Source organism: Amycolatopsis sp. NPDC023774 (genome assembly GCF_040639695.1).
Classification (GTDB): Bacteria; Actinomycetota; Actinomycetes; order Mycobacteriales; family Pseudonocardiaceae; genus Amycolatopsis.
In genome coordinates this window covers 670,844-696,005 of sequence record NZ_JBFAAJ010000002.1, presented here as the reverse complement: position 1 = coordinate 696,005, position 25,162 = coordinate 670,844, and the positions used below count along the sequence as shown (strand labels likewise).

Annotated in this window: 26 protein-coding genes; 11 read left to right on the top strand and 15 right to left on the bottom strand. The window is 70.8% G+C overall.

Annotation, left to right across the window (positions count from 1 at the left end; translation table 11 throughout):
* Positions 1-4 precede the first annotated feature (4 nt).
* The 12 genes from AB0F91_RS09435 to AB0F91_RS09380 form a co-directional block, all read right to left on the bottom strand.
* Positions 5-832, bottom strand: coding sequence for an ABC transporter permease (locus AB0F91_RS09435; RefSeq protein WP_360596235.1), 828 nt, complete (start codon positions 830-832; stop codon positions 5-7).
* A complete protein-coding gene (locus AB0F91_RS09430) occupies positions 829-1,608 on the bottom strand; it encodes an ABC transporter ATP-binding protein (RefSeq protein ID WP_360596233.1) in 780 nt (259 codons plus the stop codon). Before AB0F91_RS09430 ends, AB0F91_RS09435 begins: the two co-directional genes overlap by 4 nt.
* Before the next feature lie 12 nt (positions 1,609-1,620).
* Positions 1,621-2,607, bottom strand: a complete 987-nt coding sequence (locus tag AB0F91_RS09425; RefSeq protein ID WP_360596231.1) for an ABC transporter substrate-binding protein — start codon at positions 2,605-2,607, stop codon at positions 1,621-1,623.
* Positions 2,608-2,877: 270 nt separating this feature from the next.
* The gene (locus tag AB0F91_RS09420) at positions 2,878-3,375 is read right to left on the bottom strand and encodes a hypothetical protein (RefSeq protein ID WP_220238894.1); all 498 of its coding nucleotides are present in this window, start codon (positions 3,373-3,375) and stop codon (positions 2,878-2,880) included.
* Positions 3,372-4,628 (bottom strand): aconitase family protein, encoded by a 1,257-nt coding sequence (locus AB0F91_RS09415; protein WP_360596230.1) that lies wholly within the window; start codon positions 4,626-4,628, stop codon positions 3,372-3,374. Before AB0F91_RS09415 ends, AB0F91_RS09420 begins: the two co-directional genes overlap by 4 nt.
* Positions 4,625-5,905, bottom strand: coding sequence for an aconitase/3-isopropylmalate dehydratase large subunit family protein (locus tag AB0F91_RS09410; protein ID WP_360596229.1), 1,281 nt, complete (start codon positions 5,903-5,905; stop codon positions 4,625-4,627). Before AB0F91_RS09410 ends, AB0F91_RS09415 begins: the two co-directional genes overlap by 4 nt.
* Positions 5,902-6,411, bottom strand: coding sequence for a 3-isopropylmalate dehydratase (locus tag AB0F91_RS09405; protein WP_360596228.1), 510 nt, complete (start codon positions 6,409-6,411; stop codon positions 5,902-5,904). Before AB0F91_RS09405 ends, AB0F91_RS09410 begins: the two co-directional genes overlap by 4 nt.
* A 41-nt stretch (positions 6,412-6,452) precedes the next feature.
* A complete protein-coding gene (locus AB0F91_RS09400; protein WP_360596226.1) occupies positions 6,453-7,532 on the bottom strand; it encodes an ornithine cyclodeaminase family protein in 1,080 nt (359 codons plus the stop codon).
* A complete protein-coding gene (locus tag AB0F91_RS09395; protein ID WP_360596224.1) occupies positions 7,529-8,575 on the bottom strand; it encodes an aminopeptidase P family N-terminal domain-containing protein in 1,047 nt (348 codons plus the stop codon). The genes AB0F91_RS09400 and AB0F91_RS09395 overlap by 4 nt, the downstream gene beginning before the upstream one ends.
* Positions 8,572-9,744: a Xaa-Pro peptidase family protein gene (locus AB0F91_RS09390; protein WP_360596223.1), complete on the bottom strand. Its 1,173-nt coding sequence runs from the start codon at positions 9,742-9,744 to the stop codon at positions 8,572-8,574. The genes AB0F91_RS09395 and AB0F91_RS09390 overlap by 4 nt, the downstream gene beginning before the upstream one ends.
* Before the next feature lie 56 nt (positions 9,745-9,800).
* Positions 9,801-11,192: an MFS transporter gene (locus AB0F91_RS09385; RefSeq protein WP_360596222.1), complete on the bottom strand. Its 1,392-nt coding sequence runs from the start codon at positions 11,190-11,192 to the stop codon at positions 9,801-9,803.
* Positions 11,193-11,624: 432 nt separating this feature from the next.
* Positions 11,625-12,098, bottom strand: a complete 474-nt coding sequence (locus AB0F91_RS09380) for a MarR family winged helix-turn-helix transcriptional regulator (RefSeq protein WP_360596220.1) — start codon at positions 12,096-12,098, stop codon at positions 11,625-11,627.
* A 189-nt stretch (positions 12,099-12,287) separates the two neighbouring features.
* On the opposite strand from AB0F91_RS09380, the gene AB0F91_RS09375 reads away from it, so the two are divergent.
* The 4 genes from AB0F91_RS09375 to AB0F91_RS09360 are packed head-to-tail and all read left to right on the top strand — an operon-like array spanning position 12,288 to position 15,319.
* Positions 12,288-13,337, top strand: coding sequence for an aromatic ring-hydroxylating dioxygenase subunit alpha (locus AB0F91_RS09375; protein WP_360596218.1), 1,050 nt, complete (start codon positions 12,288-12,290; stop codon positions 13,335-13,337).
* Positions 13,334-13,549, top strand: a complete 216-nt coding sequence (locus tag AB0F91_RS09370; protein ID WP_360596217.1) for a hypothetical protein — start codon at positions 13,334-13,336, stop codon at positions 13,547-13,549. The genes AB0F91_RS09375 and AB0F91_RS09370 overlap by 4 nt, the downstream gene beginning before the upstream one ends.
* Positions 13,550-13,561: 12 nt before the next feature.
* The gene (locus tag AB0F91_RS09365) at positions 13,562-14,503 is read left to right on the top strand and encodes a PDR/VanB family oxidoreductase (protein WP_360596215.1); all 942 of its coding nucleotides are present in this window, start codon (positions 13,562-13,564) and stop codon (positions 14,501-14,503) included.
* A 21-nt stretch (positions 14,504-14,524) separates the two neighbouring features.
* Positions 14,525-15,319, top strand: a complete 795-nt coding sequence (locus AB0F91_RS09360) for an IclR family transcriptional regulator (RefSeq protein WP_360596213.1) — start codon at positions 14,525-14,527, stop codon at positions 15,317-15,319.
* An 860-nt stretch (positions 15,320-16,179) separates the two neighbouring features.
* Here AB0F91_RS09360 and AB0F91_RS09355 read toward each other — a convergent pair.
* Positions 16,180-16,299: a sigma factor-like helix-turn-helix DNA-binding protein gene (locus AB0F91_RS09355; RefSeq protein ID WP_360596212.1), complete on the bottom strand. Its 120-nt coding sequence runs from the start codon at positions 16,297-16,299 to the stop codon at positions 16,180-16,182.
* A gap of 326 nt (positions 16,300-16,625) precedes the next feature.
* Between AB0F91_RS09355 and AB0F91_RS09350 the strand changes: the two genes are divergently transcribed.
* The 3 genes from AB0F91_RS09350 to AB0F91_RS09340 all read left to right on the top strand — a co-directional run bounded on the left by AB0F91_RS09350 (position 16,626) and on the right by AB0F91_RS09340 (position 19,055).
* Positions 16,626-17,708 (top strand): ATP-dependent DNA ligase, encoded by a 1,083-nt coding sequence (locus AB0F91_RS09350; RefSeq protein WP_360596210.1) that lies wholly within the window; start codon positions 16,626-16,628, stop codon positions 17,706-17,708.
* Complete coding sequence (ligD, locus tag AB0F91_RS09345) at positions 17,705-18,706, top strand: non-homologous end-joining DNA ligase (protein WP_360596209.1); 1,002 nt, start codon at positions 17,705-17,707, stop codon at positions 18,704-18,706. Before AB0F91_RS09350 ends, ligD begins: the two co-directional genes overlap by 4 nt.
* Positions 18,707-18,776: 70 nt before the next feature.
* A complete protein-coding gene (locus AB0F91_RS09340; protein WP_360596207.1) occupies positions 18,777-19,055 on the top strand; it encodes a hypothetical protein in 279 nt (92 codons plus the stop codon).
* On the opposite strand, the gene AB0F91_RS09335 is transcribed toward AB0F91_RS09340, so the two are convergent.
* Entirely contained in the window at positions 19,025-19,309 is a 285-nt protein-coding gene (locus AB0F91_RS09335) for a hypothetical protein (RefSeq protein ID WP_360596206.1), read from the bottom strand. The genes AB0F91_RS09340 and AB0F91_RS09335 overlap by 31 nt on opposite strands.
* A 107-nt stretch (positions 19,310-19,416) precedes the next feature.
* Positions 19,417-20,457, bottom strand: coding sequence for a GTP-binding protein (locus AB0F91_RS09330; protein ID WP_360596204.1), 1,041 nt, complete (start codon positions 20,455-20,457; stop codon positions 19,417-19,419).
* A 358-nt stretch (positions 20,458-20,815) separates the two neighbouring features.
* Here AB0F91_RS09330 and AB0F91_RS09325 point away from each other — a divergent pair, with 358 nt between their 5' ends.
* The 4 genes from AB0F91_RS09325 (at position 20,816) to AB0F91_RS09310 (ending at position 25,149) form a co-directional block, all read left to right on the top strand.
* Positions 20,816-21,946, top strand: a complete 1,131-nt coding sequence (locus tag AB0F91_RS09325) for a nitric oxide synthase oxygenase (RefSeq protein WP_360596202.1) — start codon at positions 20,816-20,818, stop codon at positions 21,944-21,946.
* A 69-nt stretch (positions 21,947-22,015) separates the two neighbouring features.
* A complete protein-coding gene (locus tag AB0F91_RS09320; protein WP_360596200.1) occupies positions 22,016-22,522 on the top strand; it encodes a flavodoxin domain-containing protein in 507 nt (168 codons plus the stop codon).
* A 190-nt stretch (positions 22,523-22,712) separates the two neighbouring features.
* A complete protein-coding gene (locus tag AB0F91_RS09315; protein WP_360596198.1) occupies positions 22,713-24,002 on the top strand; it encodes an MFS transporter in 1,290 nt (429 codons plus the stop codon).
* 163 nt (positions 24,003-24,165) lie between these two features.
* Complete coding sequence (locus AB0F91_RS09310; RefSeq protein ID WP_360596197.1) at positions 24,166-25,149, top strand: PadR family transcriptional regulator; 984 nt, start codon at positions 24,166-24,168, stop codon at positions 25,147-25,149.
* Positions 25,150-25,162 lie beyond the last annotated feature (13 nt).

Below are 25,162 nucleotides of genomic sequence, written 5' to 3'. Positions count from 1 at the left end.
CGGTTCACCTCTCCCAAGACGTGGCGGCGGTGCCGAGCACGCGCAGCAGCGCGGTCACGACGTACCCGAAGATCCCGACCACGAGCGTCAGGAACAACAGCGGCGCGACGTCGAAGTTCTGGCCGTACGTGGAGATCAGCTGCCCCACGCCGTCCGTGCCGCCGTACAACTCGGCCACGATCACGGCGATCACGCCGCGCCCGGCGCCCAAACGCAGGCCGGCCATGATCGTCGGCAGCGCGCTCGGGAACAGGATCTTGCCGAACATCGCGCCGCCCCTGGCGCAGAACGCGCGGGCCGCCTGCACGAGCTTCGGGTCCGTCTCGCGGATGCCGGCCATCGCGTTCACCGCGATCGTGATCACGGCTTCGATGAAGACCATCGCGATCTTCGACGCCTCGCCGATGCCCAGCGCGAGCACCACGAGCGGCAGCAGCGCGAGCGACGGCGTGACGTAGAGCGCGATCAGCGCCGGCTCGAGCGTCTGGCGGATCCGCAGCTTCCAGCCCATCAGCATGCCCACCGGCACCCCGACGACCACCGCCAGCGCGAACCCGGCGAAGAACTCGACGAGCGTCGTCTGTGCGTTCTCCCACAGCTCGCCCGAGCTCAACAGGTCGCCACCGGCCTGGACGATCGCCACGGGGGTGCTGGTGAACTGCACGTCGACCACGCCGATCGAGGCGGCGAGCTGCCACAGTGCGAGCACCACGACCAGGCTGGCGAGCACGAACCGCGCCCGCACCGGCGGCAGCCAGCGAAGGCCCACCGCGCGGCTCGGCGGCGCGGCGGCCACCGGCCGGGGCGGCCGCGTGCGCAAGCCCTGCGTCATGACGGCACCGCCGCCCCGGCCTGCGCGCCGAAGAGCAGCTCGGCCAGGTGCGTGCGGTACTTGCCGAACGCCTCGCTCGCCCGCACCGCGGCGTCACGCGGACGCGGCAGGTCGATCTCCATCACCTCGACCACGCGGCTCGGGCTGCCGCCCATCACGAGCACGCGGTCGGCGAGGAACACCGCCTCGTCGATGCCGTGCGTCACGAACAGCACCGTTTTCCGGTCCAGGTCCCAGATCCGCAGCAGCTCGGTGGCCATCAGCTCCCGCGTCTGCGCGTCGAGCGCGCCGAACGGCTCGTCCATCAGCAGCACCTCGGGGTCGGTGGCCAGCGCGCGGGCGATGCCGACGCGCTGGCGCATGCCGCCCGAGAGCTGGTGCGGGTGGGCCTCTTCACGTCCGGCGAGGCCGACCAGCTCGATGAAGTGCCGGGCCCGATCCAGCCGCGTCGCCTTGTCGACACCCTGCATCTCGAGTCCGAACGCGACATTCGCGAGAATCGTGCGCCACGGCATCAGCGACGCGTCCTGGAACACCACGCCACGGTCGGGACCGGGTTTGCTCACGATCTTCTCGCCGATGCGGATCTGGCCGCCGGATGGCCGCAGCAGGCCGTCGGCGGCCAGCAGCACGCTGCTCTTGCCGCAGCCGCTGGCGCCCACGATCGTCACGAACTCGCCGTCGCGCACCTGCGCTTCGAACCCGTTCACCGCCACGAACGGCTCGCCCTTGCCGGCGTAGGAGATCTGCACCTGGTCGAAGGTGATGTCTGCCATCTCGTGCTCCGCTCAGCTGGTCTTGGGCAGGAAGCGGGTGTCGAGCCACTGCGAGTCGGGCAGCCGTTTCGCGAACACCTTGCCCTGCAAGCCCATCTGCCAGAAGTCGTCCATCGCCTTGGCCGAGGGCATGCGGCCGTCGGGGTAGAGCTGGTCGATCCACTCGGCCATGCTGGCCTTCGCGTCGGCGGTGCTGATCTTGAGGTTCTTCGCGATCGACTTCACCGCGTCGTCGGGCTGGTCCTTGGTCATCTTCATGGCCTGAGACAGGGTGTCGACGAACTTCTTGGCGCGGTCGGGGTTGTCGTCGACGAAGCCGGGCTTGCTCCACGTGACGTGCATCGGGTAGCTGTCGACGAGATCCTTGAGGTCGAGGATCTTGTTGTAGCCCTCCTTCTGCGCGTAGACCGTCTGCGGCTCGGTGAAGATGTTGGCCTGCAGCTGGCCCGCCTTCATGGCCGCCAGGCGCGCCGCCGAAGCGCCGCCCTGCACGACCTTGATGTCCTTGTTGGGGTCCAGGCCGGCCTTCGCCGCGGCGAACCGGGTGAGCAGGTCGGTGGACGAGCCGAGGGTCGTCACGCCCCAGTTCTTTCCCTTGCCCTGGGCCACGGTGTGGATGTCGGGCACGGCGTACCAGGCGAACGCCGTCATGTCGAAGCCGCCGTAGATGACCTTCACGTCCTGGCCTGCTTCCTCGGCCGTGAGCGGGCCGGTGAGCGAGCCGACCGCGACGTCGACGTCGCCGGACAGCACGGCCTTGGCGAGCTCGGCGTCACCCTTGAACGTGACCGGTTTGACGGTGAGACCGTGCTGCTTCCAGAGGTTCAGGTCGTCGGCCAGGTAGACCGGCGCGAGCGTGGTGGCCTGCACCGGCAGGCCGAGGGTGATCGTTTCGCCGCCCGAGGCGCTGCCACCACCCGAGCCGCACGCGGTGGCGACGAGGGCGAGAGCGAGAGCCGGTAACGCGAGCCGGGTCCGGCGGAGAGTTTTCCATGGCACGGGGGAGACCTCGATTGTGTCCAGAGGGGAGACCGGGGCGCGGGGAGCTTTTCCGCCTCGGTCTGGAATCGGGCGAGGTGTCGACCATGAGAAGCATCGGGAGGTGCACCTCTTTGTGCTCCGGTCAGTGTGACTCTCGATCTCGACGCGCGTCAAGAAGGTGAGAAACGTCGATCTCCGCCGGTTTCCAGGGCCGGACCGCGGGCACGGCGAAACCCCCGGCGGGCCACAAGTCCTTGTCCGCCAGGGGTTTCGCCGTTCACGTCCGTCCTAGCGGAACACCTCCGGCCGGTTTTTCGCGAGGCTGATCAGCCCGCCCGCTTCGAGCATGTCGACGAGGAACGGGTCGGCCGCGGCCCCGCGGATAGTCGTCTGCGTGGTCAAGTTGGTGAACTCACCGGTGGTGAGGTCCACGCGCACGCGGTCGCCGTCGGCCGCGAAGTCGGGGTTCAGCCCGACTTCGAGCGCCGGCAGGCCGACCTCGAAGCAGTTGCGGTAGAACGTCCGGGCGAACGTTTCCGCGACCACGCACCCGATTCCCGTGGCCTGCAACGCCTTCGTCGCGATGGCACGCCCCGAGGACTGCCCGAAGTGCTTGCCGGCGAACACGATGTCCCCGGGTTGTACCTGCTTCGGGAACTCCGGGTTGAGGTCTTCGAGCACGTGCTGCACGAGAATTTCCATCGGCTCGAACACGTACTGGGTCTTCACGAGCCGGTCGGTCGGGATGTTGTCCCCGAACCGCCAGCAGCGGCCCTCGAACTTCACGCTTTCCCTCCTTCACGGCTCGCGATGACCCCCGCGACGGCCGACGCGGCAACGGTTTCCGAAGACGCGAGGTACATCGAAGCGTCGGGGCTGCCGTTGCGGCCGGGGAAGTTGCGGGCGTGGGTGGAGATCATCGTCTCGTCGGACGCCATCGCACCCATGTTGTACGCCTGGTTCGAGCCCGTGCTGGGCGGGAACCACGTGGCACCGGCCTCGTGCAGCGCGAGCACCAGCCCCTCGCGCGCGGCCTCCGCGAACACCTCGCGGCTGGAGGGCACGAGGTGGAACCGCGTGTCCGGGTGCACTTTGCGCCCGGCCAGGACCTGAGCCGCCGCGCGGAAGTCCTCGAGCCGGCCGCCGCCGTGGCCGCCCAGCTCCGCGTACTGCACCGGCGTGCCGGCGACCTCGGCCACGGGCTTGACGTTGCCGACGGTCGGTGGGCAGGCAACCTGCGGATCGACCTCGCCGACGTCGAAGCGCAGCACCTGCGCCGCTTCCTCGCCGTCACCGCGCACCAGGAGGCCGGCGTCGCCACCGGGCAGCGTGCGCACGAACGCCTCGGTGACCTCGTCCGGCTCGACGAAGCTGCACTTGGCGCCGAGGTCCACACACAGCAACGGGAAGAGCCAGCGGTCCCAGAAAGACAGTCCGCGCACGTACGGTCCGCCGAACTCCACGGCCCGGTAGTTCAGCTCGCCCTCGCCGATGCGCCCGACCAGCCACAGCGCGATGTCGCGTGGCGTGACGCCGGGCTTCGGCGTGCCTTCGAGGTGGACCCGGGTCGTCTCCGGCACCTTGAACCACGCCTTGCCGTACGGCAGCACGGTTCCGGCGTGCGAGTCGTTGCCCAGCGCCACGGCGAGCGCGCCCAGCGTGCCGTGCACCGGCGTGTGGCTGTCGGACCCGACCACGATCATGCCGGGCTTGATGTGCCCGTTGCGGACCACGGCGTGGTGGAGGTTGCCGTTGCCGCAGTCGTACAGCTTCAGGCCGTGCTTGCGGGCCCACCGGCGGTTGTGCTGCAGCACGTCCGCCTGCTGCTCGGTCGGCGGCGCGAAGTGGTGGTCGAACACCATCACGGCCCGCTCCGGGTCGGGGATGGGCACGTTCACGCGCTTCTCGTACACCTGCGAGGTGAGGTACCCCGACAGGTCGTGCATGATCAGCCGGTCCACTTTGGCCACGACGATCTCGCCGGGCTCCACGGACTCGCGACCGCTCGCGCGGGCGAGGATCTTCTCGACGAGGTTCACGCGACCACCGCCGTCGCCACGATCTCGCGGGGATCGGTGATGACGCCACGGATGGCCGAAGCCGCTGCCGTGGCCGGGCTCGACAGGAAGATCTTCGAGTCGTAGCTGCCCATGCGGCCCTGGAAGTTGCGGTTGGCGGTCGACAGCGTGGTCTCGCCGTCGGCCATCGCACCGCCGTTGCCCGCGCACGCGCCGCAGCCGGGGTTGGTGATCATCGCGCCGGCCTGGATCAGCTTCGTGAGCACGCCGCTGTCCGAAGCCTGGGCCATGATCTTCGCCGACGCGGGCGTGACGATGAGCCGCAGGCCCGGGGCCACGCGGTGGCCGGCCAGCACGTCGGCCGCGATCACGAGGTCGTCGTACTTGGCGTTGGCGCACGAGCCGATGAACACCTGGTCGAGCTTCGTGCCGGCGACATCGCCGACGCCCACCACGTTGTCGACCGTGTGGGGCACGGCGATCTGCGGGGCGAGCGTCGGCCCGTCGAGCCGCACCGTGGCGCGGTAGGTCGCGCCCTCGTCCGGCAGCAGGATGTCCAGCTCGTCGCGCGGCACGCCGGCCTCGTCGAGGTAGGCGAGCGTGGTGTCGTCCGGAGCCACGAAGGCGTTCTTCGCGCCCATCTCCATGGCCAGGTTGCAGAACGTCATGCGTTCGGACACGGACATGCCCTCGACGTAGGAGCCGGAGAACTCGACCGACTCATACGTCAGCCCGTCGGCACCGAGGTCGCCGATGAGCTTGAGCATGATGTCCTTGGCGTACACGCCCGGGGCGAGGTCGCCGTCGATCACGATCCGCACCGACTCGGGCACCTTGACCCACAGCTTCCCGGTCACCCACGCGGCGGTGATCTCGCTGAACCCGACGCCCGTGCCGAACGCGCCCAGTGCGCCGTAGATCGTCGAGTGCGAGTCGGTGCCGATGATGAACTGGCCGGGCCGCACGAGCCCATGCTCCATGAGCACGATGTGCGCGATGCCGCTGTTGACGTCGAAGAAGTTCTTCACGCCCATCTTCTGCGCGAACTCCCGGCACAGCGCGTGGTCTGCCGCGGTTTTCGCGTTCATGGCGGGGGACAGGTGGTCCATCACCATGGCCACGCGGTCGACGTCGTAGAGCTGTTCGACGCCCATCTTCTCCAGCGTGCGGATGCAGCGCCAGCTCGCGGTGTGGCTCATGTACAGATCGGGGAACGCGTCGACGATCTGGCCCGGCACGAGGTCCGCGATCCCGGACGCGCGTTCGATCGCCTTCTGCGCGAAGGTCTTGGCGGTCACTGCTTTCCTCCCGCGAAGCTCGCCATCAGGTGCGGGATCAGGCCGCCGTCGGCCATGATCTCCCGCAGCACCTGCGGGTACGGGCTGAAGGGGAACGTCTGCCCGCCCACCTCGACCGTGCCCGCGTCGTAGTCGACCCACATCTCGCCACCGTCGGTGGCCGCCTCGGCCGCGGCGGGCGACTCGACCGCGACGAGCCCGGTGTTGATGGCGTTGCGGAAGAAGACGCGGGAGAAGGAGGCCGCGACGACCGCCTTGATCCCGGCGCCGATCAGGCACGTGGCGGCCTGCTCCCGCGCGCTGCCGCAGCCGAAGTTGCGGCCGGCGACCACGACGTCGCTCGCCCGCAGCCGTTCTTGCGTTTCCGGCCCCAGCGGCTCGAAGGCGTGCTCGGCGAGCTCCGCCGGGTCGATGCTCACGAGGTAGCGGCCGGGGATGATGACGTCGGTGTTCACGTTTTCGCCGAAGGTGATGACCTTGCCCCCGACACGATGTTCACTGCCCATGAATGTCTCCGCTCGAAGTTCCGGTGGTGGACGCCGCCCGGTCAGGGGCTGGTCTCTTCCAGGAACCAGTCGGTCGGCACCGTGTGCCCGAGCTCGCGCTTCTCGGCCAGCGCCAGCGCCCGCGCGCAGACGGCCGCGAACTGCACGCCCATGCCGGTGTTGTTGGCGAACACGGTGATGTCGTCGTGGCTCGTGCGGCCTGGCGCCTCGCCCAGCAGCAGGTCGCCCAGCTCCCGGATGTCGTCCCACTCCATCAGGCCGCGGTTGACCGGGCCGAGGATGTCGTACTGCTTGTCGTGGTGCACCTGCTCGCGCGAGAGCACGGTGACGCGCGCCGCGCGGTCGAACGTCGTGTCGTCCAGCTCGCGCCGGGTGGCGGTGCCGTCGGGCGAGGTGATCGCCGTGACGTGCGTGCCGGGTTCGAGCCAGGCGCCGTCGAAGCAGGCTTCCATGGCCGCGGTGGCGCAGGTGACGATCTGGCAGCCGGCCACCGCGTCGCGCCGCTCGTCCACGGCCACGATCTTGCGCCCGGTCTTCTCGCTCCACACCTTCGCGAAGTGTTCGCGGTGCTCGGGCGTGGGGCTGTACACGCGGACCTCTTCGATGTTCGGCCGCACCATCAGCAGGCACTCCAGGTGCGCCTCGGCCTGCCAGCCCGAACCGAACATCCCGGCGACCGTCGCGTCCGGATTGGACAGTTCCCGGATGCCGAGGGCCGAGGTGGCGCCGACGCGCATCTTCTGGATGAAGCTGTCGTGCATGATGGCGAGTGGTTCGAGCGTGGTCAGGCTGTAGAGCGTGACGAGCCCGACGTAGCGGCCGCCGGGCGCGGCCGGGATGAGCCGGCGCCGCTGCACACCGGAAGGCAGCGTCTCGACGCCCGCGATGTCGGAGGTGATCCGCAGCGCCCACACACCGCTGGAGACGTTGCCGCCCTCCTGCGACTTGAACCGGAAGCGGAAGCCGGGGTGGCGGCTGTCCTCGACCGGGAAGTACGTGTGGTTGCGCGGCCGGTTGGCGCCCTGGCCGGAGTTGAGCTCCTTGTACGCCGTCTCCAGCGCGTCGAGCGTCTCGCCGGCGGTGAGCACCTGCTCGATGTCGCCGTTGGAAAGGATCCTCACCGCTGTGCTCCTGTCAGGTGTTCCGGTTCGCTTTCGGTGACGCGGACGGTCTCGGCCACGGCCGCGTTGCCGCCGTCGGCGAAGGCGACCTCCACGGACACCGCGCCCGCTTCGCCTTCGGCCAGTACGGCGGCCGGGTCCTGGGCGCGGAACTCGCCGCCGGTGGACAGGTCGGCCTGGTTGACCCAGCGGACCTCGGCCTTGGCGCCGTCCGGCAGCTTCGCCAGCGCGGGCGCGGCGGCCTCGGCGAGCGAGCCGATCCTCGCGCCGGCCTTGGCCGCGGCGATGGCCGCGGTCAGCGCGTCCTTGAGCGCACCCGGCCAGCCGGCGCCGTCACCGAGGACGCGGCTCGAGTACACCCAGTTCATGCGGTACTGCCCGGTGACGCCGAAGGACGTCACGCCGTCCGAAGTGGACAGTGAGCTCGGGTACAGGTCGAGGAAGCCGCCGCCGCGCAGGGCGCGTTCCACGGTCTCCACGCGGCTACCGGCGGTGCTGCCCTCCACCGTCGCCTTGGCCGCGGCGTCGTCGAGGATCCGGCCGGCCGCGCGCAGCAGCTCGGTCTCGGCCGCCGACGGGACGAGCCGCTGCTCGCGCACCAGGCCGCCGAGGCGCTTGACCTGCCAGCCGGGCACCGCGGCCACGATCTCGTCGGCCACGTCGGCGGGCCACAGCGCGGCGTCGACCAGGCCGAGCGTGCCGTTCTTCTTGCCCAGCAGGTACTTCGCGACAAGGTCGGCGAAGTTCTTGCCGCCGCTGAACTCCGTGACCTTCGACGAGGCCTTCATCCAGTTCTGCACCCGCAGCGAGAGCTTGGTGAGGAACGTGACGGGCCCTTCGGCGGGGATCGCCAGCACACCCTCGTTCCAGTACAGGCACAGGTTGGTCAGGTAGGCGAGGTCGTCGGAGCGGGACACGTCGGCGTAGACGAACGCGACGTCGACGCCTTGCGCCGCCATGGCCTTCTGCAGGGCGGCGACGCGGTCGCCCCACTCCTGGTCGGGGGTTTCCGCGGGGTCGAGTACGTGCAGACCTCGTTTCACGCCACGTCTCCTGTCTCGAACAGCTTCCGTTCGGTCGTGATCAGCACTTCACAGCCGTCGGCGGTCACGCGCACGGGGTCGCCGAGCACGTGGTAGCCGGCCAGCGGCGTGTAGGTGTTGGGGTGAATGATGAACACGGAGTTCTCGGGCAGCACGGTGTGGTTGCCCTCGATGATCGGCGTCTCGTCGAGGTGCAGCCCGTGGCCGTGGCCGCGCACGCGGGTGTAGGCGCTCGTGCAGTACTCGCCGTAGCCGTACTTGCGGAACACGTCGTTCTCGGCCACCGCCACCTCGTGGGCGGTGATGCCCGGGCGCACCACGGAGATGCCGGCCTCGACGGCCTCGTTGAACAGGTCGAACGACTTGCGCTGCCCGTCGTCGGCCTTGCCCACCACGGCGGAGCGGCAGATCTGCAACCAGTAGCCGTCCATCTTGGGCGTGAGCTCGGTGCGCACCATGTCGCCGGCTTCGAGCAGCCGGTCGCCCGGCGGGGTCATGCCGCGCACCTCGTCGCGGCCCGACGCGATGAGCATGAAGTTGTCCTCGGCCCCGAGGTTCTTCAGCCGCGCCTCGACCTCCGCGACGATCCGGTACTCCGGCAGCCCCGGCTCGAGCACGTCCACGAACGCTTCCCAGCCGGCCGCGCACACCACGGCGCTGCGGCGCATCCGGGCCATCTCCCACTCGCTCTTCACCAGCCGCGCGGTGTCGAGCAGCTTCGTCGCCGACCCGACCTCGGCGCCCGGCGCCGCGGCGCGGATCGTCTCCATGAGCACGAGCGGCACGAGCTCGTGGTGGGCGATGCCGATGCGCCGCGGCGCCAGGTCCTTAAGGACCACGCCCAGCTCCGCCGGGTTCGCCGGGTCCAGCCGCCGGGCCTCGCCGACCCAGCCCTGCGCGGTGAACGCCGCGAGGTCCGAAGGCCGGGTCGAGAACGCCACCGCGTCACCCTCGGCGGGGAACACCACGAGCGCGGCGCTGCCGGCCGGGGTCACGTCGGTGAAGTAGCGGATGTTCTCGCGCCGCCAGGCCGGGCCGTAGGCGAGCACGACGTCGAGGCCCTGCTCGGCCATCGCGTCGCGGATCTTGCGGTGCCGCAGCTGCAGCTCCGCGAGGTCCTCGGGGGACAGGCCCGCTCCGGCGGGTGCCGGGGCGTGGTCGATCGTCATGGGTTCCTCCACGGTGGTTGTGGTGGGATCGGTTTTCGGTGGGGTTGCTCGGGGAGTCAGGAGCGCGCCGGGGTCAGGGCGGCGGGCGTCCCTTCGCCGGTGATCTCACTCGTGATCTGCTCGACGGTGCGGCCGCGGGTCTCGAAGGTCGCCACGAGCGCGGCGATCCCGGCGAGGATCGAGATGATCCCGAAGACCAGGAAGAACAGGAACTGCGAAGCGTGGGCCGCCAGGATGAACCCGACGAGCACCGGCATGATGAGGCCGCCGACCTTCTGCCACGCCGCCGCCCAGCCGAGCCCGGTCGCGCGGCTGGCCGTGGGGTAGAGCTCGCTGGCGTAGGCGAAGAGCGTGCTGCCGGCCAGGCCGCTGCCGAAGAACGTGGCGAGCGAGCCGAGCACGATGACCGCGCCGGTCGCCGACGTGGTGCCCCAGGCGAGGCAGAACACTCCACTGAGGACGAACGCCCCGCCGAGGACCACACGGCGGCCGATGCGGTTGATCAGCTGTCCGGCGAGGATCGCGCCGACCACGCCGGCGGCCGTGATGATCGCCGTGTAGCCGAAGCTCTTGAGCAGGTCCACGCCCTGGCCTTCCAGGACCGACGGCAGCCAGCTCGAGAGCCCGTAGAGGAACGCGCCGGCGCAGACCTCCATGAACCAGATGGCGATCGTGTAGCGCAGGTAGTGCCGGGCGACGAGCGTGCGCACGGTGCCGCTGGTCTCGGGTGCCGCGTGCCGGACGGCGGCGGCTTCGGTGGGGTTACCGCCGCGGCACAGGCCGCTGACGATGGCCGCCGCGTCGGCGAGGCGGTCTCGGCGCAGCAGGTAGCGGACCGACTCCGGCAGCGTCGCCAGCATGAACACACCGACGAGCACCGGCACGGTGGCGATCACGAACATCGCGCGCCAGCCGAACGCCGGCACCACCGCGGTGCCGACCGCGGCCGCCGTCGGCAGCCCGATCAGCCACGCCGCCGTGGCCGCGGTGACGAGCGGGCCGCGGTGGCGCGAGGGCACGAACTCGGCGATGTAGGGCAGGACCACGGCGATCTCGGCGCCGAGCCCGATTCCCTGCAGGGCCCGGAAGGTGACGAGCGCACCGAAGCTGGGCGCGAACACCGCGGCTAGCGAGAACACGGCGTAGACGATCACCGTGATCGACAGCGGCACCTTCCGGCCGAACCGGTCGGACACCGTGCCGGCGACGGCCGCGCCCACGAGCATGCCCGCGAACAGCGCCGAGGAGAACACCCCGGCCGACTCGCTGGTGAGGTGGAACGTCTTGATGACACCCGGCAGGATCACGCCGGTCAGGTTGATCACGAACCCGCACAGGAAATGTCCGATGAGGACGGTTACGTAGATCCTCAGGTGCCGTGCGGTGAACGCCGACTCGTCGAGGCGGGAGAGCAGGGAGTGGGACGAGGTCGCGGGGGACGGGGGCATGTGGGCCACCTCCTTGTGGCTTGGAACAACCCAGGGCTTGTGAAACCCAGCAGCTCGTAGATCGGCGGCTGGTGCTACCCGGTGGCTCCGCGCCGCTCGGCGCGGTGGTCGCGCGGCTCGGAACCCGTTGGCGGGCAACCCATCGGCGTTTCGATCGGCCGGTTCGCCAGGCGGCGGCCTCGTGAGCCGCCGGCCTGTGTCCCGGCCGTGTCGAGCCGATCGGCCGCCACCCGGTGGCCTCGGCACCTCCGGCACCTTGCACTCCGAAGCGGCCCGGCTCGAAAGCCCGCGGTTCGGAGGCCGAGGGAAGTCGGCCGGTGGCTCGAAGCCGTCCGGTTCGAAACCTCGTGGCGCAGGGCCGAACGGCCCAGCGTCAAACGGTTCCGATCCGGTGTCGTGCGGTGGTGCTGACCCCCCTTGGGTCTTCTTCCGTCACCGGTCGTCCAGGTTGCCCTGGACGCCGAAGTAGAGCTGCGAGAGCGCGGGCAGCAGCTGGTCGCGCACCTCGGGGGTGAGGCCCGCGGTCAGCTCGGCCGCGAACTTGTCGAGGGTGCGCCGGGCTGCGTCCCGCGCGTTGACGCCCTTGGTGGTGAGCTCGAGCTGCATCGTGCGCCGGCTCGTGGCCGAGGGGCGGCGCGAGAGTAAGCCCTGGTTCACCATCTTGTCGACGCTTTCGGACATCGTCGACGGGTTGCGGTGCGCGAGCTTGCACAGCGCCGTGAGCGACGTGTGTCCGCTCCCGACCCTTGACAGGATCCGGTACTGCCGGATCGTGAGCGGCAGCTCGAGCCCGGCGAGCAGCTCCGTCTGGAGCCGGGTCAAGCGCCCACCCAGAGCCAGCAGGACCTCGCCGAGGCCCGCTTCCGGGCCCAGTTCGTCGAAGGTCTCGGTGTCGGTGGTGGTCATTTTGGTCCCCGTACGTTCCGGTGCCCGAAATAACGATGCCGCCGACTGTACGTCCGCCCCCGCGCTGTGGGAAGGGGTGATTTCGTGACGAGGAGAGTCTTTCAGTGGATGAAAACCCGGATGGTCCCCTGCGCACCGCGGGTGAGAGCTTCGGACCCCCACCCCGACCGAAGGAGCTCTGAGGCGTCGATGGCAGCGTTCGCCCGAAACCAGTGGTATGTCGCCGCATACGGCCGCGAAGTGGGCCGGGAGCTGTTCTCCCGGACCGTGCTCGGCGAGCCGATCGTCTTCTACCGCACCGAGTCCGGCGAAGTCGTCGCTCTGGCCGACCGCTGCGTGCACCGCCGCTTTCCGCTCTCGGAGAGCCGGCTCGACGGCGACAAGATCGTCTGCGGTTACCACGGCTTCACCTACGACAGCGCCGGCTCGTGCGTGTTCGTCCCCGGCCAGGCCCGGATTCCCCGTACCGCAAGGGTTCCCTCGTACCCGGTGGTGGAGCAGGACTCGTTCGTGTGGGTCTGGATCGGCGAGCGCGAGCTGGCCGACGAGTCCGCCATCCCACGCGCGCCGTGGCTCGCGGACCCGGCCTACACCACCGTGAGCGGCATGGAACCACTCGCCGCGCGCTACGAGCTGCTCGTGGACAACCTGCTCGACCTCTCGCACGAGACCTACCTGCACGGCGGCTACATCGGCACGCCGGAGGTCGCGAACACGCCGATCACCACGGAGGTCGACGAGGACCGCGGCATCATCTACGTCAGCCGCCACATGGCCGACGCCGAATGCCCGTCGTTCTACGCGAAGTCCACCGGCATCGAAGGCCGGATCACGCGCTGGCAGGACATCGAGTACCACCCGCCGTGCCTCTACCTGCTGCACAGCCGCATCGCGCCCGTCGGCGTGCTGCCGAACGAGGACGGCACCGACCCCGACGGCTTCCACGTGGAGGTCGTCTACGCGATCACCCCGGAGACCGAGCACAGCACCCACGACTTCTGGGCCGTGGCAAGGGATTTCGCCCTCGACGACGCCGAGGTGTCCGATTTCCTCGCGGAGAACAACCGCACGGTCGTGCTGCAGGACGTGCGGGCCCTCGACATTCTCGAACGTGTCATTCAGGCGGAGCCCGAGGGATACCAGGAGCTTTCGGTCAACATCGACACGGGCGGGCTGGCCGCGCGCCGCATCCTCAAGAAGCTGGCGGCCGGCGAGAGCGCGCAGGTCGTGCCGTCGTGAGCGAGCGCGTGGCGATGCTGCGGGGCGAGAACGTGGTGCGCATCCACTGGAAGCTCGGCACGGACGTGCTCGTCGGCGTGTGCCACTGCGGGGCCGAGCACGAGTCGGAGGATCCGGTCGAGCTGTGGGACTGGCTGCTGGCCCACCCCGTCGGGCACGGCGGTCTGTCGGTACCGGTGGCCCCGCCGGAGCGCGTGGCCACCGCTGTCTAGGAGGAGGAGACGATGAGCGTCCTGGCCACCGAGCTGGAGCTCGACGTGGTGCTGGCGGCCCCGGAACGGCTGGCCGACGGCGTCGTCCGGCTGACCCTGCGCGACCCGGCCGGCGCGGAGATGCCGGCGTGGGAGCCGGGCGCGCACGTGGACCTGGTGCTGGGCCCGGATCTCGTGCGCCAGTACTCGCTGTGCGGTGATCCGGGCGATCGGTCGGTGCTGCAGGTCGCCGTGCTGCACGAGCCGGCCGGACGCGGGGGCTCGGCGCACGTCCACGGGCTCACCGGTGGCGAGCGCCTGCGCGTGCGCGGTCCGCGCAACCACTTCGCGCTCGTGCCCTCGCCGCGGTACCTGTTCGTGGCGGGCGGCATCGGCATCACGCCGCTCGTGCCGATGCTCGCCGCAGCCGAGGCGGCGAGGGCCGAGTGGCGTCTGCTCTACGGCGGCCGCACCCGGGCGTCGATGGCCTTCGCCGCGGAGCTGCGCGAACGCTACGGCGACCGCGTGGAGCTCGTGCCGCAGGACGAACGCGGGCTGCTTGACCTCGACGCGGCGATGGCGGCGGCACCGGGGGCGGCAGTCTACTGCTGCGGCCCGGAACCGTTGCTGGCGGCCGTCGAGCAACGGTGTGCGCCCGAGTTGCTGCACGTCGAGCGGTTCACGGCGCTGCCCGACACCGGTCCGCGCGACGCCTTCGAGGTCGAGCTCGCCCAGTCGGGGCGGACGTTGGAGGTGCCGGCGGACCGCTCGATCCTGGAGGTGCTCGAGGAGTCCGGCGTGCCCGTGTTGTCCTCCTGCCAGGAAGGGACGTGCGGCACGTGCGAGACCGGCGTGCTGGCCGGGGTGCCGGACCACCGCGACTCCGTGCTCACCGGCCCGGAGCGCGAGGCGGGCGACGTGATGATGATCTGTGTGTCGCGCTGCGCCGGCGCGCGACTGGTTCTGGATCTCTGACTCCGCGGGTAGCGTGAGGCGATGACCCGGCGAGCCCCGGCGACGGGCACCTCCGTGACCAGCAAGGTGCTGGCGCTGCTCGAGGCTTTCACCCCGGACGCCTCGGACCTCAGCCTCAGCGAGCTGGCCCGGCGCTCCGGCGTCTCCCTCGCGACCGCGCACCGGCGCGCGGCCGAGCTCGTCGAATGGGGCGCGCTGGAACGTGACGCGGCCGGACGCTACCGCATCGGGCTGCGGCTGTGGGAGGTCGCGTCGCTCGCCCCGCGCGGGCTCGGCCTGCGTGACGCGGCGATGCCGTTCTTGGAGGACCTGTACGAGGTCACGCACGAAAACGTGCAGCTCGCCGTGCGCGAGGGCCTGGAGGTGGTGTTCGTCGAACGCATCGCCGGGCGCGACGCCGTGCCGGTCTGGACCCGTGTCGGCGGCCGGTTCGCCTTGCACGCCACGGGTGTCGGCCTCGTGCTGCTGGCCCACGCGCCCGCGGCCGTGCAGGAGGAAGTGCTCGGCGGGCCCCTGCACAGCTACACCGCGAAGACCGTCTGCGACCCGGCCCGGCTGCGCCGCGTGCTCGCCGACGTCCGCAAGCAGGGCTACTCCGTCAGCGACGGCCAGGTCACCGTCGACGCGCTCTCCGTCGGCGCCCCGGTCTTCACCGCCGACGGCACGGTCGCGGCGGCAGTGTCCCTTGTGGTCCGTGCCGACAGCGCGCAGCCGGGAGCGTTGGCGCCCTTGGTGATGGCGGCTGCGCGCGGCATCTGCCGCGCCCTGGCGGGCGGGCCGGCGCGGGTGTTCCCGGCCGGCCGCACCCGTCCGTGACCTGCTGCCGGCAGCGTGTCCGTCCACCCCGCGTCGATGCGGGCGGTGCCGGGCGGCGCGATGAGGTACTGCGCGCCGCCGGCGGGACGTAGACGGACGTGGCGTCGACGCGACGCGTGGCGGGGTCGACGACGAGGCGCAGGTCGTCCGGCGGGATTGGCAGGTCCTGTCTGCCCGCCCGGCACCGCGCCGAGCGTGCCGACGCCCGGGTACTCGGAGATCGCGCGGAACGCCGCGGCCCGCACCGCCGGGGCGCCGGTAGCGTGGACACCAGCGGACCAGCGGCCCGAACGTCGTGCGGTCCCGGTCGGCCGCCGTAAACGGACCGCCGCTCGTCCGCGCGGCGCTGTGCTTCTCCGCCTCGGCGATTCAGGCCTTGAGCGCGGGTGGGGGCGGTGTGCAGGGCGCGCAGCTGGGCGTAGGTCAGGTCCACGGCCACGAGGGAGAACGGCCGGGCGCCGATCATGGGCACCGCCTTCCCGCCGGTCTTCGCGCCGCAGAACCACCAGTGCCCCACGGGCTTGACCCCAGTAGTCGGTGCCGTCCGCGGCCGAACCGGTCCCGGTGATCGTCACGTCCCAGTAGGTGCCCGTCGCGAGCAGCACCTGTTGTCCGGACCGGACGACCGTCGGCGCGGGCGGAGCCTGCGCCGCACTGAACACCGCGACGGCGACGGCCGCGATGGCGCCAGCCCCGCCGGCCCGCCACGCCACTCGAAGGCCGCGGACCGGCCTGGCGGTAAGGCTGGTGATGCTGCGGCCCGGCTTGCCGGTGATCCGGTCCGGCGCCCGGCGGCGGCTCCGCGCCACGGCGGAGGGGCGGGGTCGCCGGGGTCGAGTAGCACTTCGAGCGTCTGCAGGTCATTCATCACGCGCCTGCTCGGCGAGGATCGGGGCGAGCTTCTGACGGGCGAGCTTCTGACGGGCGCGGCGCAGCCGGGAGCCGACCGTGCCGGAGGAGATGCCGAGGGTCTGGGCCACCGAGGCCGCTTTTGATGGGGCTCCGTCGAGCTGCGCGAGTGGACGAGCAGCAGCACGTCGCGCTCGCCATGCGGCAGTCTGGTGCGCCCCCGGTCGCGTCGGAGCCCGGTAGTGGCGCGCTTCCTTGCGGCGGTGCCCGCCACCAGGTTCGTGGCGATCCCACCAGCCACGGCCGCGGCTCGCCGCGAGTGGCGTCGAACTTCGTCCGCTGGTCGAACGAGATCAGGAGCGTCTCCGCCGGGACGTCCTCGCGTCGTCACCCACTGACGTGGTCAGGTCTCTGTCAAAACGGTGAGGTCAGTGGCGCCGCGGCCTAGGATCGGCGCGTGGAGCTTCCCGTGATGCCGCCGGTGCGGCCGATGCTCGCCAAGGCCGTGCACGAGGTCCCCAGGACCGAGGGGCTCTGGTTCGAGCCCAAGTGGGACGGGTTCCGCTGCGTCGTCTTCCGCGACGGCGCCGAGGTGGAGCTGGGCTCGCGCAACGACCGCCCGCTCACGCGCTACTTCCCCGAGCTCGTCGAGCTGCTGGGCGACGCACTGCCGGAGAAGTGCGTGGTTGACGGCGAGATCGTGCTGGTCACGCCGCAGGGCCTGGACTTCGAGTCGCTGCAGCTGCGGCTGCACCCGGCCGCGAGCCGCGTGCGGAAGCTGGCCGAGGAGACGCCGGCGAGCTTCGTCGCGTTCGACCTGCTGGCGCTGGGGGAGCGCGACCTCACCGGCGAGCCGTTCAGCACGCGCCGGAGGATGCTCGAAGACCTGTTCGGCGACAACCCGAGCGGCGGCCTGCAGCGGGTCCACCTCACGCCGCTGACCACAGATCCGGACACGGCCGAGGACTGGTTCACCCGCTTCGAAGGCGCGGGCTTCGACGGCGTGATGGCCAAACCCGCCGACCAGCCGTACGAGCAGGACAAACGCGTGATGTGGAAGGTCAAGCACGAGCGCACGGCCGACTGCGTCGTCGCCGGGTTCCGCTGGCACAAGGACGGGCAGGGCATCGGCTCGCTGCTGCTGGGCCTGTTCGACGACGCCGGCGCGCTGCACCACGTCGGTGTGGCCAGCAGTTTCACGGCCCAGCGGCGCCGCGAGCTGGTCGACGAGCTGGCGCCGTTGCGGGAGAACGCCCTGGAAGGCCACCCCTGGCGCACGTGGGCCGAGTACGAGCCCGAGCCCGGCCGCCGGCCCGGCGCGAACAGCCGCTGGGCACCGCAGAAGGACCTGTCGTGGGAGGCGGTGCGGCCCGAGTGGGTCGCGGAGGTGCGCTACGAGCACCTGCAGGGCGGCCGGTTCCGCCACGGCGGGCGGCTCGTGCGCTTCCGCCCCGACCGTGACCCGGCTTCGTGCACGTACGCGCAGCTGGAGGAAGCGCCGCCGGCTGAGCTGGCGACGTTGTTCGGGGAGGCGAGATGAGCGGCGTGGCCCTGGAGCTCGACGGCGTCGAGCTCACGATCTCCAGCCCGGACAAGGTGTACTTCCCCGAGCGCGGCGAGACGAAGCTCGACCTCGTGCGCTACTACCAGGCCGTGGCCGGCCCGCTGCTCGACCGCCTCGGCGGCCGTCCCCTGCTGCTGGAGCGCTACCCGGACGGTGCCGGCGGCAAGAGCTGGTTCCAGAAGCGCGTGCCCAAGACCGCGCCCGAGTGGCTCACCACCACCGTCGTCTCCACGCCCAACGGCACCACCAGCGACGCCCTCGTGGCCGCCGACCTCGCCCACGTGCTGTGGGCCGTGAACCAGGGCTGTCTCGGCTTCCACGTGTGGCCCAACCGCGCCGCGTCCCTCGACATCGCCGACGAGCTGCGCATCGACCTCGACCCGTCGCCCGGCATCGGGTTCCCGCAGCTGCGCGACGCGGCGGTGCTCGTCCGGGAGTTCCTGACCGAGCTGGGCATCGAGGTCCACGTGAAGACCTCCGGCTCGCGCGGCCTGCACCTCTACGCCATCCTCGAACCCCGCTGGGACGGCTACCAGGTGCGCGCCGCCGCGGTCGCCCTCGCGCGGGCCCTCGAACGCCGCCACCCGGACCTCATCACGGCCCAGTGGTGGAAGGAAGAACGCGGCACGCGCGTCTTCGTCGACTTCAACCAGAACGCCCCGCACAAGACGGTTTTCGGCGCGTGGTGCGTGCGTCCTCGGGTCGGCGGCCAGGTCTCCACGCCGATCTCGTGGGCGGACCTCGCCACAGTCGCCCCGGACACGCTCACCCTGTCTTCCGTACCCGCCCTCGTCGCCGAACACGGCGACCCCTGGGCCGGCGCGAACGACCGGCCGCAGTCGATCGAGCCGTTGCTGGAGCTGTCCCGCTCGGACCTCGCTTCGGGCCTCATGGACGCCCCTTGGCCGCCGGTGTACCCGAAGATGCCGGGCGAGCCCCCGCGCGTGGCGCCGAGCCGCGCGAAGAAGAGCTGAGCCGGGTGCCCTTCGTCATCCAGCCACGCGCCACGAATCCGATCCCGCTCTGCGCGCGTTGCTCGACGCGATGACAGCCGAGTTCATCACCGGCTACGGCCGGCCGCTGGGGTGCTGCGCCGGGCACCCCGCTACCGCCCTCGTGGCCGCCGCCGAGCACGTGTCGCGCGAGTTCGGCGCGGTCGGGGTGCGGCTCGAGACCGGCGTGCGGCAGCACGAGGCCAGGCGCCGGTACCAGCGCGAGGGCGACCGGCGGATCCCCGCGCCCCGCCGCACCAGAACGACCCGGAGAGTCTGCTACGCCGAAGATCAGGTGGCTCACTCGAACGGCAGGTCGAACGTCAGCTGACCGTCCCCGTCCGAGCTTCCCGCCTGCGCCCCCGACAGCGTCGCGGCGCACGCGGGGCACGGGGTGACGTCGCCGGTGCCCGGGGCCGTGAGGTCGACCGGCGTCCACGTGCGGGATTCGCGGTCGCCGCAGACGGAGCGCCGGTAGCGCAGGTCGCCGGCACGGGTCATGAGGTGGGCGACGGGCGCGTCGTCGGGCAGGGCGCCGACGAGGTACCAGCGCGTCGCGGTGTGGACTCTGGGGATTGTCGCCATGGAACTGTCCTCCTGGGAGGCCGGTTCAGCTTCATTCCTTCGCCACAGTCATCTTGCGTCGCAGTGCGCGCGAATCCGTGCGTTTGGTGGTGTTCGGCGTGGCGCGCTCAGTCCTGCGCGGACTGTTCTCCCTGGTCAGAGCTCGGTTCGTCGAGGTAGCGCAGGATTCGCAGCAAGCCGCGTTCGTCGATCTCGTCGTCGTCCGCCACGCATTCGGTGAGGCGCCGCGTGACGTCGTCGGCGTCGAGGCCGGCGCCGATGAGCACGAGCTCGGTGCGGCGCGGGCGTCCGGCGGGCCACGGGGAGCGGTCGAGCTGGATGAACGCGCCCACGGTGTGCAGCCCGAACCGCGAGCGCGGCCCCAGGTCCACGTGCCCCTTCACGCGGTAGAGACCGGCCGGGCGCTGTTCCAGGAACGCCAGCAGCCGCCGCGGCGACAGCGGGTGGTCGGCGGTGAAGGTGACGCTCTCGTAGGCCGCGTGGAGGTGCTGCGAATGGTCGTGGTCGTGTTCGCGCAGATCGTCGAAGGACAGCTGGCCGAAGCGTTCGCGGGGTTTCGGGTCGAAGAACAGCTCCGGGTCCACGCGGCCGTGGTCGGTCACCAGCACCGGCACCCCCGGTGCGAACTCCTCGACGGTCGCGGTCAGCTCGGCGAGCTCATCGGACGTGACGCGGTCGGCCTTGTTGACCACAACCAGGTCGGCGATGCGCAGGTGGTCGGCCAGCTCGGGGTGGCGTTCGCGGGTGCTCTCGAACTCCGCGGCGTCGACGACCTCGGCGAGACCGCCGTAGCGGATGTCGGGGTTCTCGCTGGCGATCATCAGCCGCAGCAGGTCGCGCGGCTCGGCGATGCCGCTGGCCTCGACCACGATCACGTCGATGCCGGTTTCGGGGCCCGACAGCCGCCCGAGCATCGCGTCGAGCCCGCTCGCGTCGACGGCGCAACAAAGGCAGCCGTTGCCGAGCGAGACCATCGTGTCGACCTGGCCGGACACCGCGAGCGCGTCGATGTTCACGCTGCCGAAGTCGTTGACGACCACGCCGACACGAGCGCCCTGGCGGTTGGCGAGCAGGTGGTTGAGCATCGTGGTCTTGCCCGAGCCGAGGAACCCCGTGACGAGGACCACCGGGATCCGCTGCCTGGCCACGATCGCACCCCTCCTCCTCGTCGCGAAGACCTTACCGCCAAGTGATCACGGAACCGCTTCCAGGTCGTGATCAATTTCCGGGCACATTGTGCAAGGTCGAGGTGGCGCAATTGATTCGGCGCCCGCAACGCCGCGTTCCACCTGCGAAGTTCGCATTTCCGGGCCGGTGTCCGACACATTCGGCGGTTGCCTGGAACGCCGCTTCGGGTACGCTCCCCACCCTGGCGAACCCTTGGGGCTACGGGGTTTTGCGCTGCCGACTCGAATCAGCACCGAATGACGGAGGAACCGTGGGTCGTCCCTGCGTGTCGCGGGTTGTGTTTTCTGCGAGTGGAGTAGCCCGGTGACCGTTGCGTCCATGCGAGCGAATCTCGGCGCATCGTTACCGCCCGAAGGGGTGGCAACCGTCGAATACGGCGAAGCCGAGGAATTCATCCGGCTCTGCCACGCGGAAGCCGCCGTGCCCGGCCTGCGGGTCGACGAGCGGCTGGCGCAGATCAAGGAGGAGATCGCGGAAACCGGTTGCTACCGGCACACCTACGCCGAACTGGCCCACGGCGCGCGCGTGGCGTGGCGCAACTCCGCGCGCTGCATCGGCCGGCTCTACTGGCGCGGCCTGCACGTGCGCGACCGTCGCGACGTCCGCGACGCCGCGGGGGTCGCCGCCGAATGCGTCGCGCACCTGCGCGAAGCGACCCGCGGCGGCCGGATCCGGCCCACGCTCACGGTGTTCGCACCGGACAACCCCACGACGCCGGGCCCGCGCATCCACAACGACCAGCTGGTCCGCTACGCCGGCTACCGCCTCGAAGACGGCTCAGTGCTGGGGGATCCGCAGTACGTCGGGTTCACCGACACCGTGCGCGAACTGGGCTGGCGCGCCCCCGAGCGGCGCGGTTCGTTCGACGTGCTGCCGCTGCTCGTCGAGGCGGAACCGGGTTCGCGGCAGCTGTTCGGACTGCCCGCCGACGCCGTGCTGGAGGTACCGCTGACGCACCCGGACCACCGCTGGTTCGCCGGCCTCGGCCTGCGCTGGCCCGCCGTGCCGGCCATCAGCGACATGCCGCTGGAGATCGGCGGTGTGCGCTACTCCGCGGCGCCGTTCAACGGCTGGTACATGGCCACGGAGATCGGCGCGCGCAACCTCGCCGACGTCACGCGATACAACCTGCTGCCCGTCATCGCCGGCCTGATGGGACTGTCCACGGACGACGACCGAACGCTCTGGCGCGACCGGGCGCTGGTGGAGCTGACGTTGGCCGTGCAGCACTCGTTCGACCACGCGGGCGTCACCATCGCCGATCACCACTCGGAGTCGCAGCGATTCCTCACGCACCTCGAACGCGAGGAGCGAGCGGGCCGCTCGTGCCCCGCCGACTGGAGCTGGCTCGTGCCACCGCTTTCCGGCGCGCAGAGCCCGGTTTTCCACCGCTACTACGACGAGCCGGACCCCGAGACGCGTCCGGCGTTCCTCCTGCCCGGCCAATGAGAACAGCCGTTCGGCGGATCCCGGCGAACTGGGGGCGCCGACGGTTCACCGAAGGCGGACAATGGGGTCATGACCGCAGTGCTCGTCGCACACGCAGGCAAGACCGGCGGCACCCGCGAGATCGCCGAGGTGGTCTCGGAAGAACTGCGCGCCCTCGGCCACACCGTGGACACCCGGGACGCGGCCGACGTCGCCGACGTGGCCGCTTACACGACCGTGATCGTCGGCAGCGCGCTGTACTATTCGCGCTGGCGCCCGTCGGCGGTCCGCCTGCTGGAGCGCAACGTGGCGGCCCTGCGCGAGCGTCAGGTGTGGCTCTTCCACAGTGGCCCGTGCGGCCCGGGTGCTTCCCTGGTGCACGTGAACCTTCCCGCGTCCGTGGCCCTCCTGGCGGCGAGCATCGACGCGGAACGCACCACGACCTTCGGTGGGCGGTTGGACCCCGCGCTCGTCCGGGGGGTTCTGCCACGGCTGATGGCGCGAGGGTCCCGCGTCGGCGATTTTCGTGACTGGGCGCGGATTCGCACGTGGGCCCGCGACGTCGGGGAGCACGTGAGCTCGCAGGTTTCTCTCTGAACACTTACCCGTCCCCCTGTGCGGAGCACCTTCTTGGTCGTCGCAAGCCCTGTTCCGGCCGCGCCGGAATCCGCGCAAAACCGTTGAATGACACCAAAACCGCCAAACCGCATCGGTTGCCCGGTCACTCACTCAGGTGTAAACCAAACCGGCGACACCTCGAAACTCACCAACGAGCAGGGGGACTCCGGTGCCGGATGCCACGGCGGGCAAGAAACCCGAACTCACCTCGGACCAGCGCAACGCGTTCATCGCCGCCTGGCTCGGCTGGACCATGGACGCATTCGACTACTTCCTGGTCGTGTTCATCCTGGCGGACATCGCCAAGGACAAGTCCTTCGGCGCGACCGCGACGCAGCTCGCGTTCATCACCACGGCGACGCTCGTGATGCGGCCGGTGGGGGCGTTGGTGTTCGGGCTGTGGGCGGACCGCGTCGGCCGACGGGTCCCGTTGATGGTCGACGTGGTGCTGTATTCCGTCGCCGGCGTGCTCTGCGCGGTGGCGCCGAACTTCACCGTGTTGCTGATCCTGCGGTTCGTTTACGGCATCGGCATGGGCGGCGAGTGGGGTCTGGGCGCGGCGCTGGCCATGGAGAAGATTCCGGTGCAGCGTCGCGGGTTCTTCTCGGGGGTGCTGCAGGCCGGCTACTCGAGCGGCTACCTGGTGGCCGCGCTGGCGTACCTGCTGTTCCACACCGCGCTCGACCTGGACTGGCGCTGGATCTTCGTGCTGAGCGTGTTCCCGGCGCTCATCAGCCTGCTGATCCGCGCGCGCGTCAAGGAATCCGAGGTGTGGGTGGCCGCGCAGGAGAAGATGCGGGTCACGCGAACGTCGGTCAAGGACGTGCTGCTCAACGCCAAGGTGATCCGCCGGTTCGTGTACCTGATCGTGCTGATGACGGCGTTCAACTGGCTCAGCCACGGCACGCAGGACGTCTACCCGACGTTCCTCAAGTCCACCGAACACGGCGGCGCCGGCCTGAGCGCGTCGACGAGCACGTGGATCGCCGTGATCTACAACATCGGCGCGATCATCGGTGGCCTCACGTTCGGCGCCCTGTCCGAACGCTTCGGGCGGCGCGTGACGATCGTCAGCGCCGCCGTGCTGGGCCTGCCGATCATCCCGATCTTCGCGTTCGACCACGGCGCGGGCATGCTGGCGCTCGGGTCGTTCCTCATGCAGATCATGGTGCAGGGCGCCTGGGGTGTCATCCCGGCCCACCTCACGGAGATGTCGCCCGACGCGATCCGCGGCTTCTACCCCGGTGTCACCTACCAGCTGGGCAACCTGCTGGCGGCGCTGAACCTGCCGATCCAGGAGGCCATCGCGCAGTCGCAGGGCTACTCGGCCGCTCTCTTGTGGACAGTCATCCCGGCGCTCGTCTGCGTCGCCGTGCTGACCGCCGTGGGCAAGGAAGCCAAGTCCATCCGCTTCGGCGGAGAGGCGGCAACCACCGCACCTGCGACCAGCGTGCCGTAGTTCACGGGCCCGGCCTGGCCGGCGAGCCCGTCCGGCTCGTCGGCCGGCGGCTGAGCCGCCCGGCCTGGTGCTGCGGAAATGGTGGTGACCTGCGGGATTGCCATCGGAAGATCGGCGATATATCGTCGTCATGTCGGCGATAGAGCAATCCGAGGAGACACTCATGAGCGAGACGGCAGGCAGCAACCACATCTTCCGCGGCTTCGGCGGTCCGGAGCACTTCGGCGACCAGCGAGGCGGCTTCGGTTTCCACCACCCCCGGTACCCCCACGGCGGCCCGGCCGGCAGCGAGCCCTTCGGTTACGAACACCACGGCCCGGGGCACCATCACTCGTGGCCCGGCGATCCGGGCGAGCACCTCGTGCGGGGCCACGGCCCTGGTCTCGGCCCGGGGCCCGGCGATCCGGGCGAGCGCCGGGGGCCCGGCCACTCCGGCCCGTGGCCCGGCGGCCCCGGCGATCACCACGGCCCGGGCCCCTTCGGCGCCTCGCACGAGCCGTTCGGTTTCGCCCCCGACTCCGCCCGCGGCCCGGGCGGGTTCCCGCCCCCGCCGCCCCCACCGCCGGTGCCGCCCGGCCCGGGTTTCCCCGGCTTCCCGGAGTTCGGTGGCTTCCCCGGCGGCCCGGGCGGTCCACGCGGCTGGCCTCGCGGCCGCGGGCAGTGGGGCCGAAACGCCCGTGGCCCGGTGCGTCCCGTCCGCCCCGCGGTGCTCGCCCTGCTCGCCGAGAGCCCGATGCACGGCTACCAGATCATGCAGGAGATCCGCCGCCGCACCGACGAGGAGTGGCGCCCCAGTCCCGGCTCGATCTACCCGATCCTGCAGCAGCTGGAGGACGAGGGCCTCGTGCGCACCGTCGAAAACGGTGGCCGCCGCGTCGCCCAGCTCACCGACGCGGGCCGCGAGCACATCGTCGGCCGCGAAGACGAGTTCGCGGCCCTGTGGGAGTCCCACACCTCCGACGGCGGTCCGGACTCCGACCGCTTCACCGCCCTGCACCGGCACCTCGGCGACCTCTCGTCCGCCGCGGGTCAAGTCGCCTACGCCGGCACGGACGCCCAGGTGAGCGCCATGGGTAAAATCCTGGCCGACGCGCGCCGCCGCCTCTACGCCCTCCTCGCCGAAGACCAGGACGACACCGAAGACTGACCGGCACCGGGGT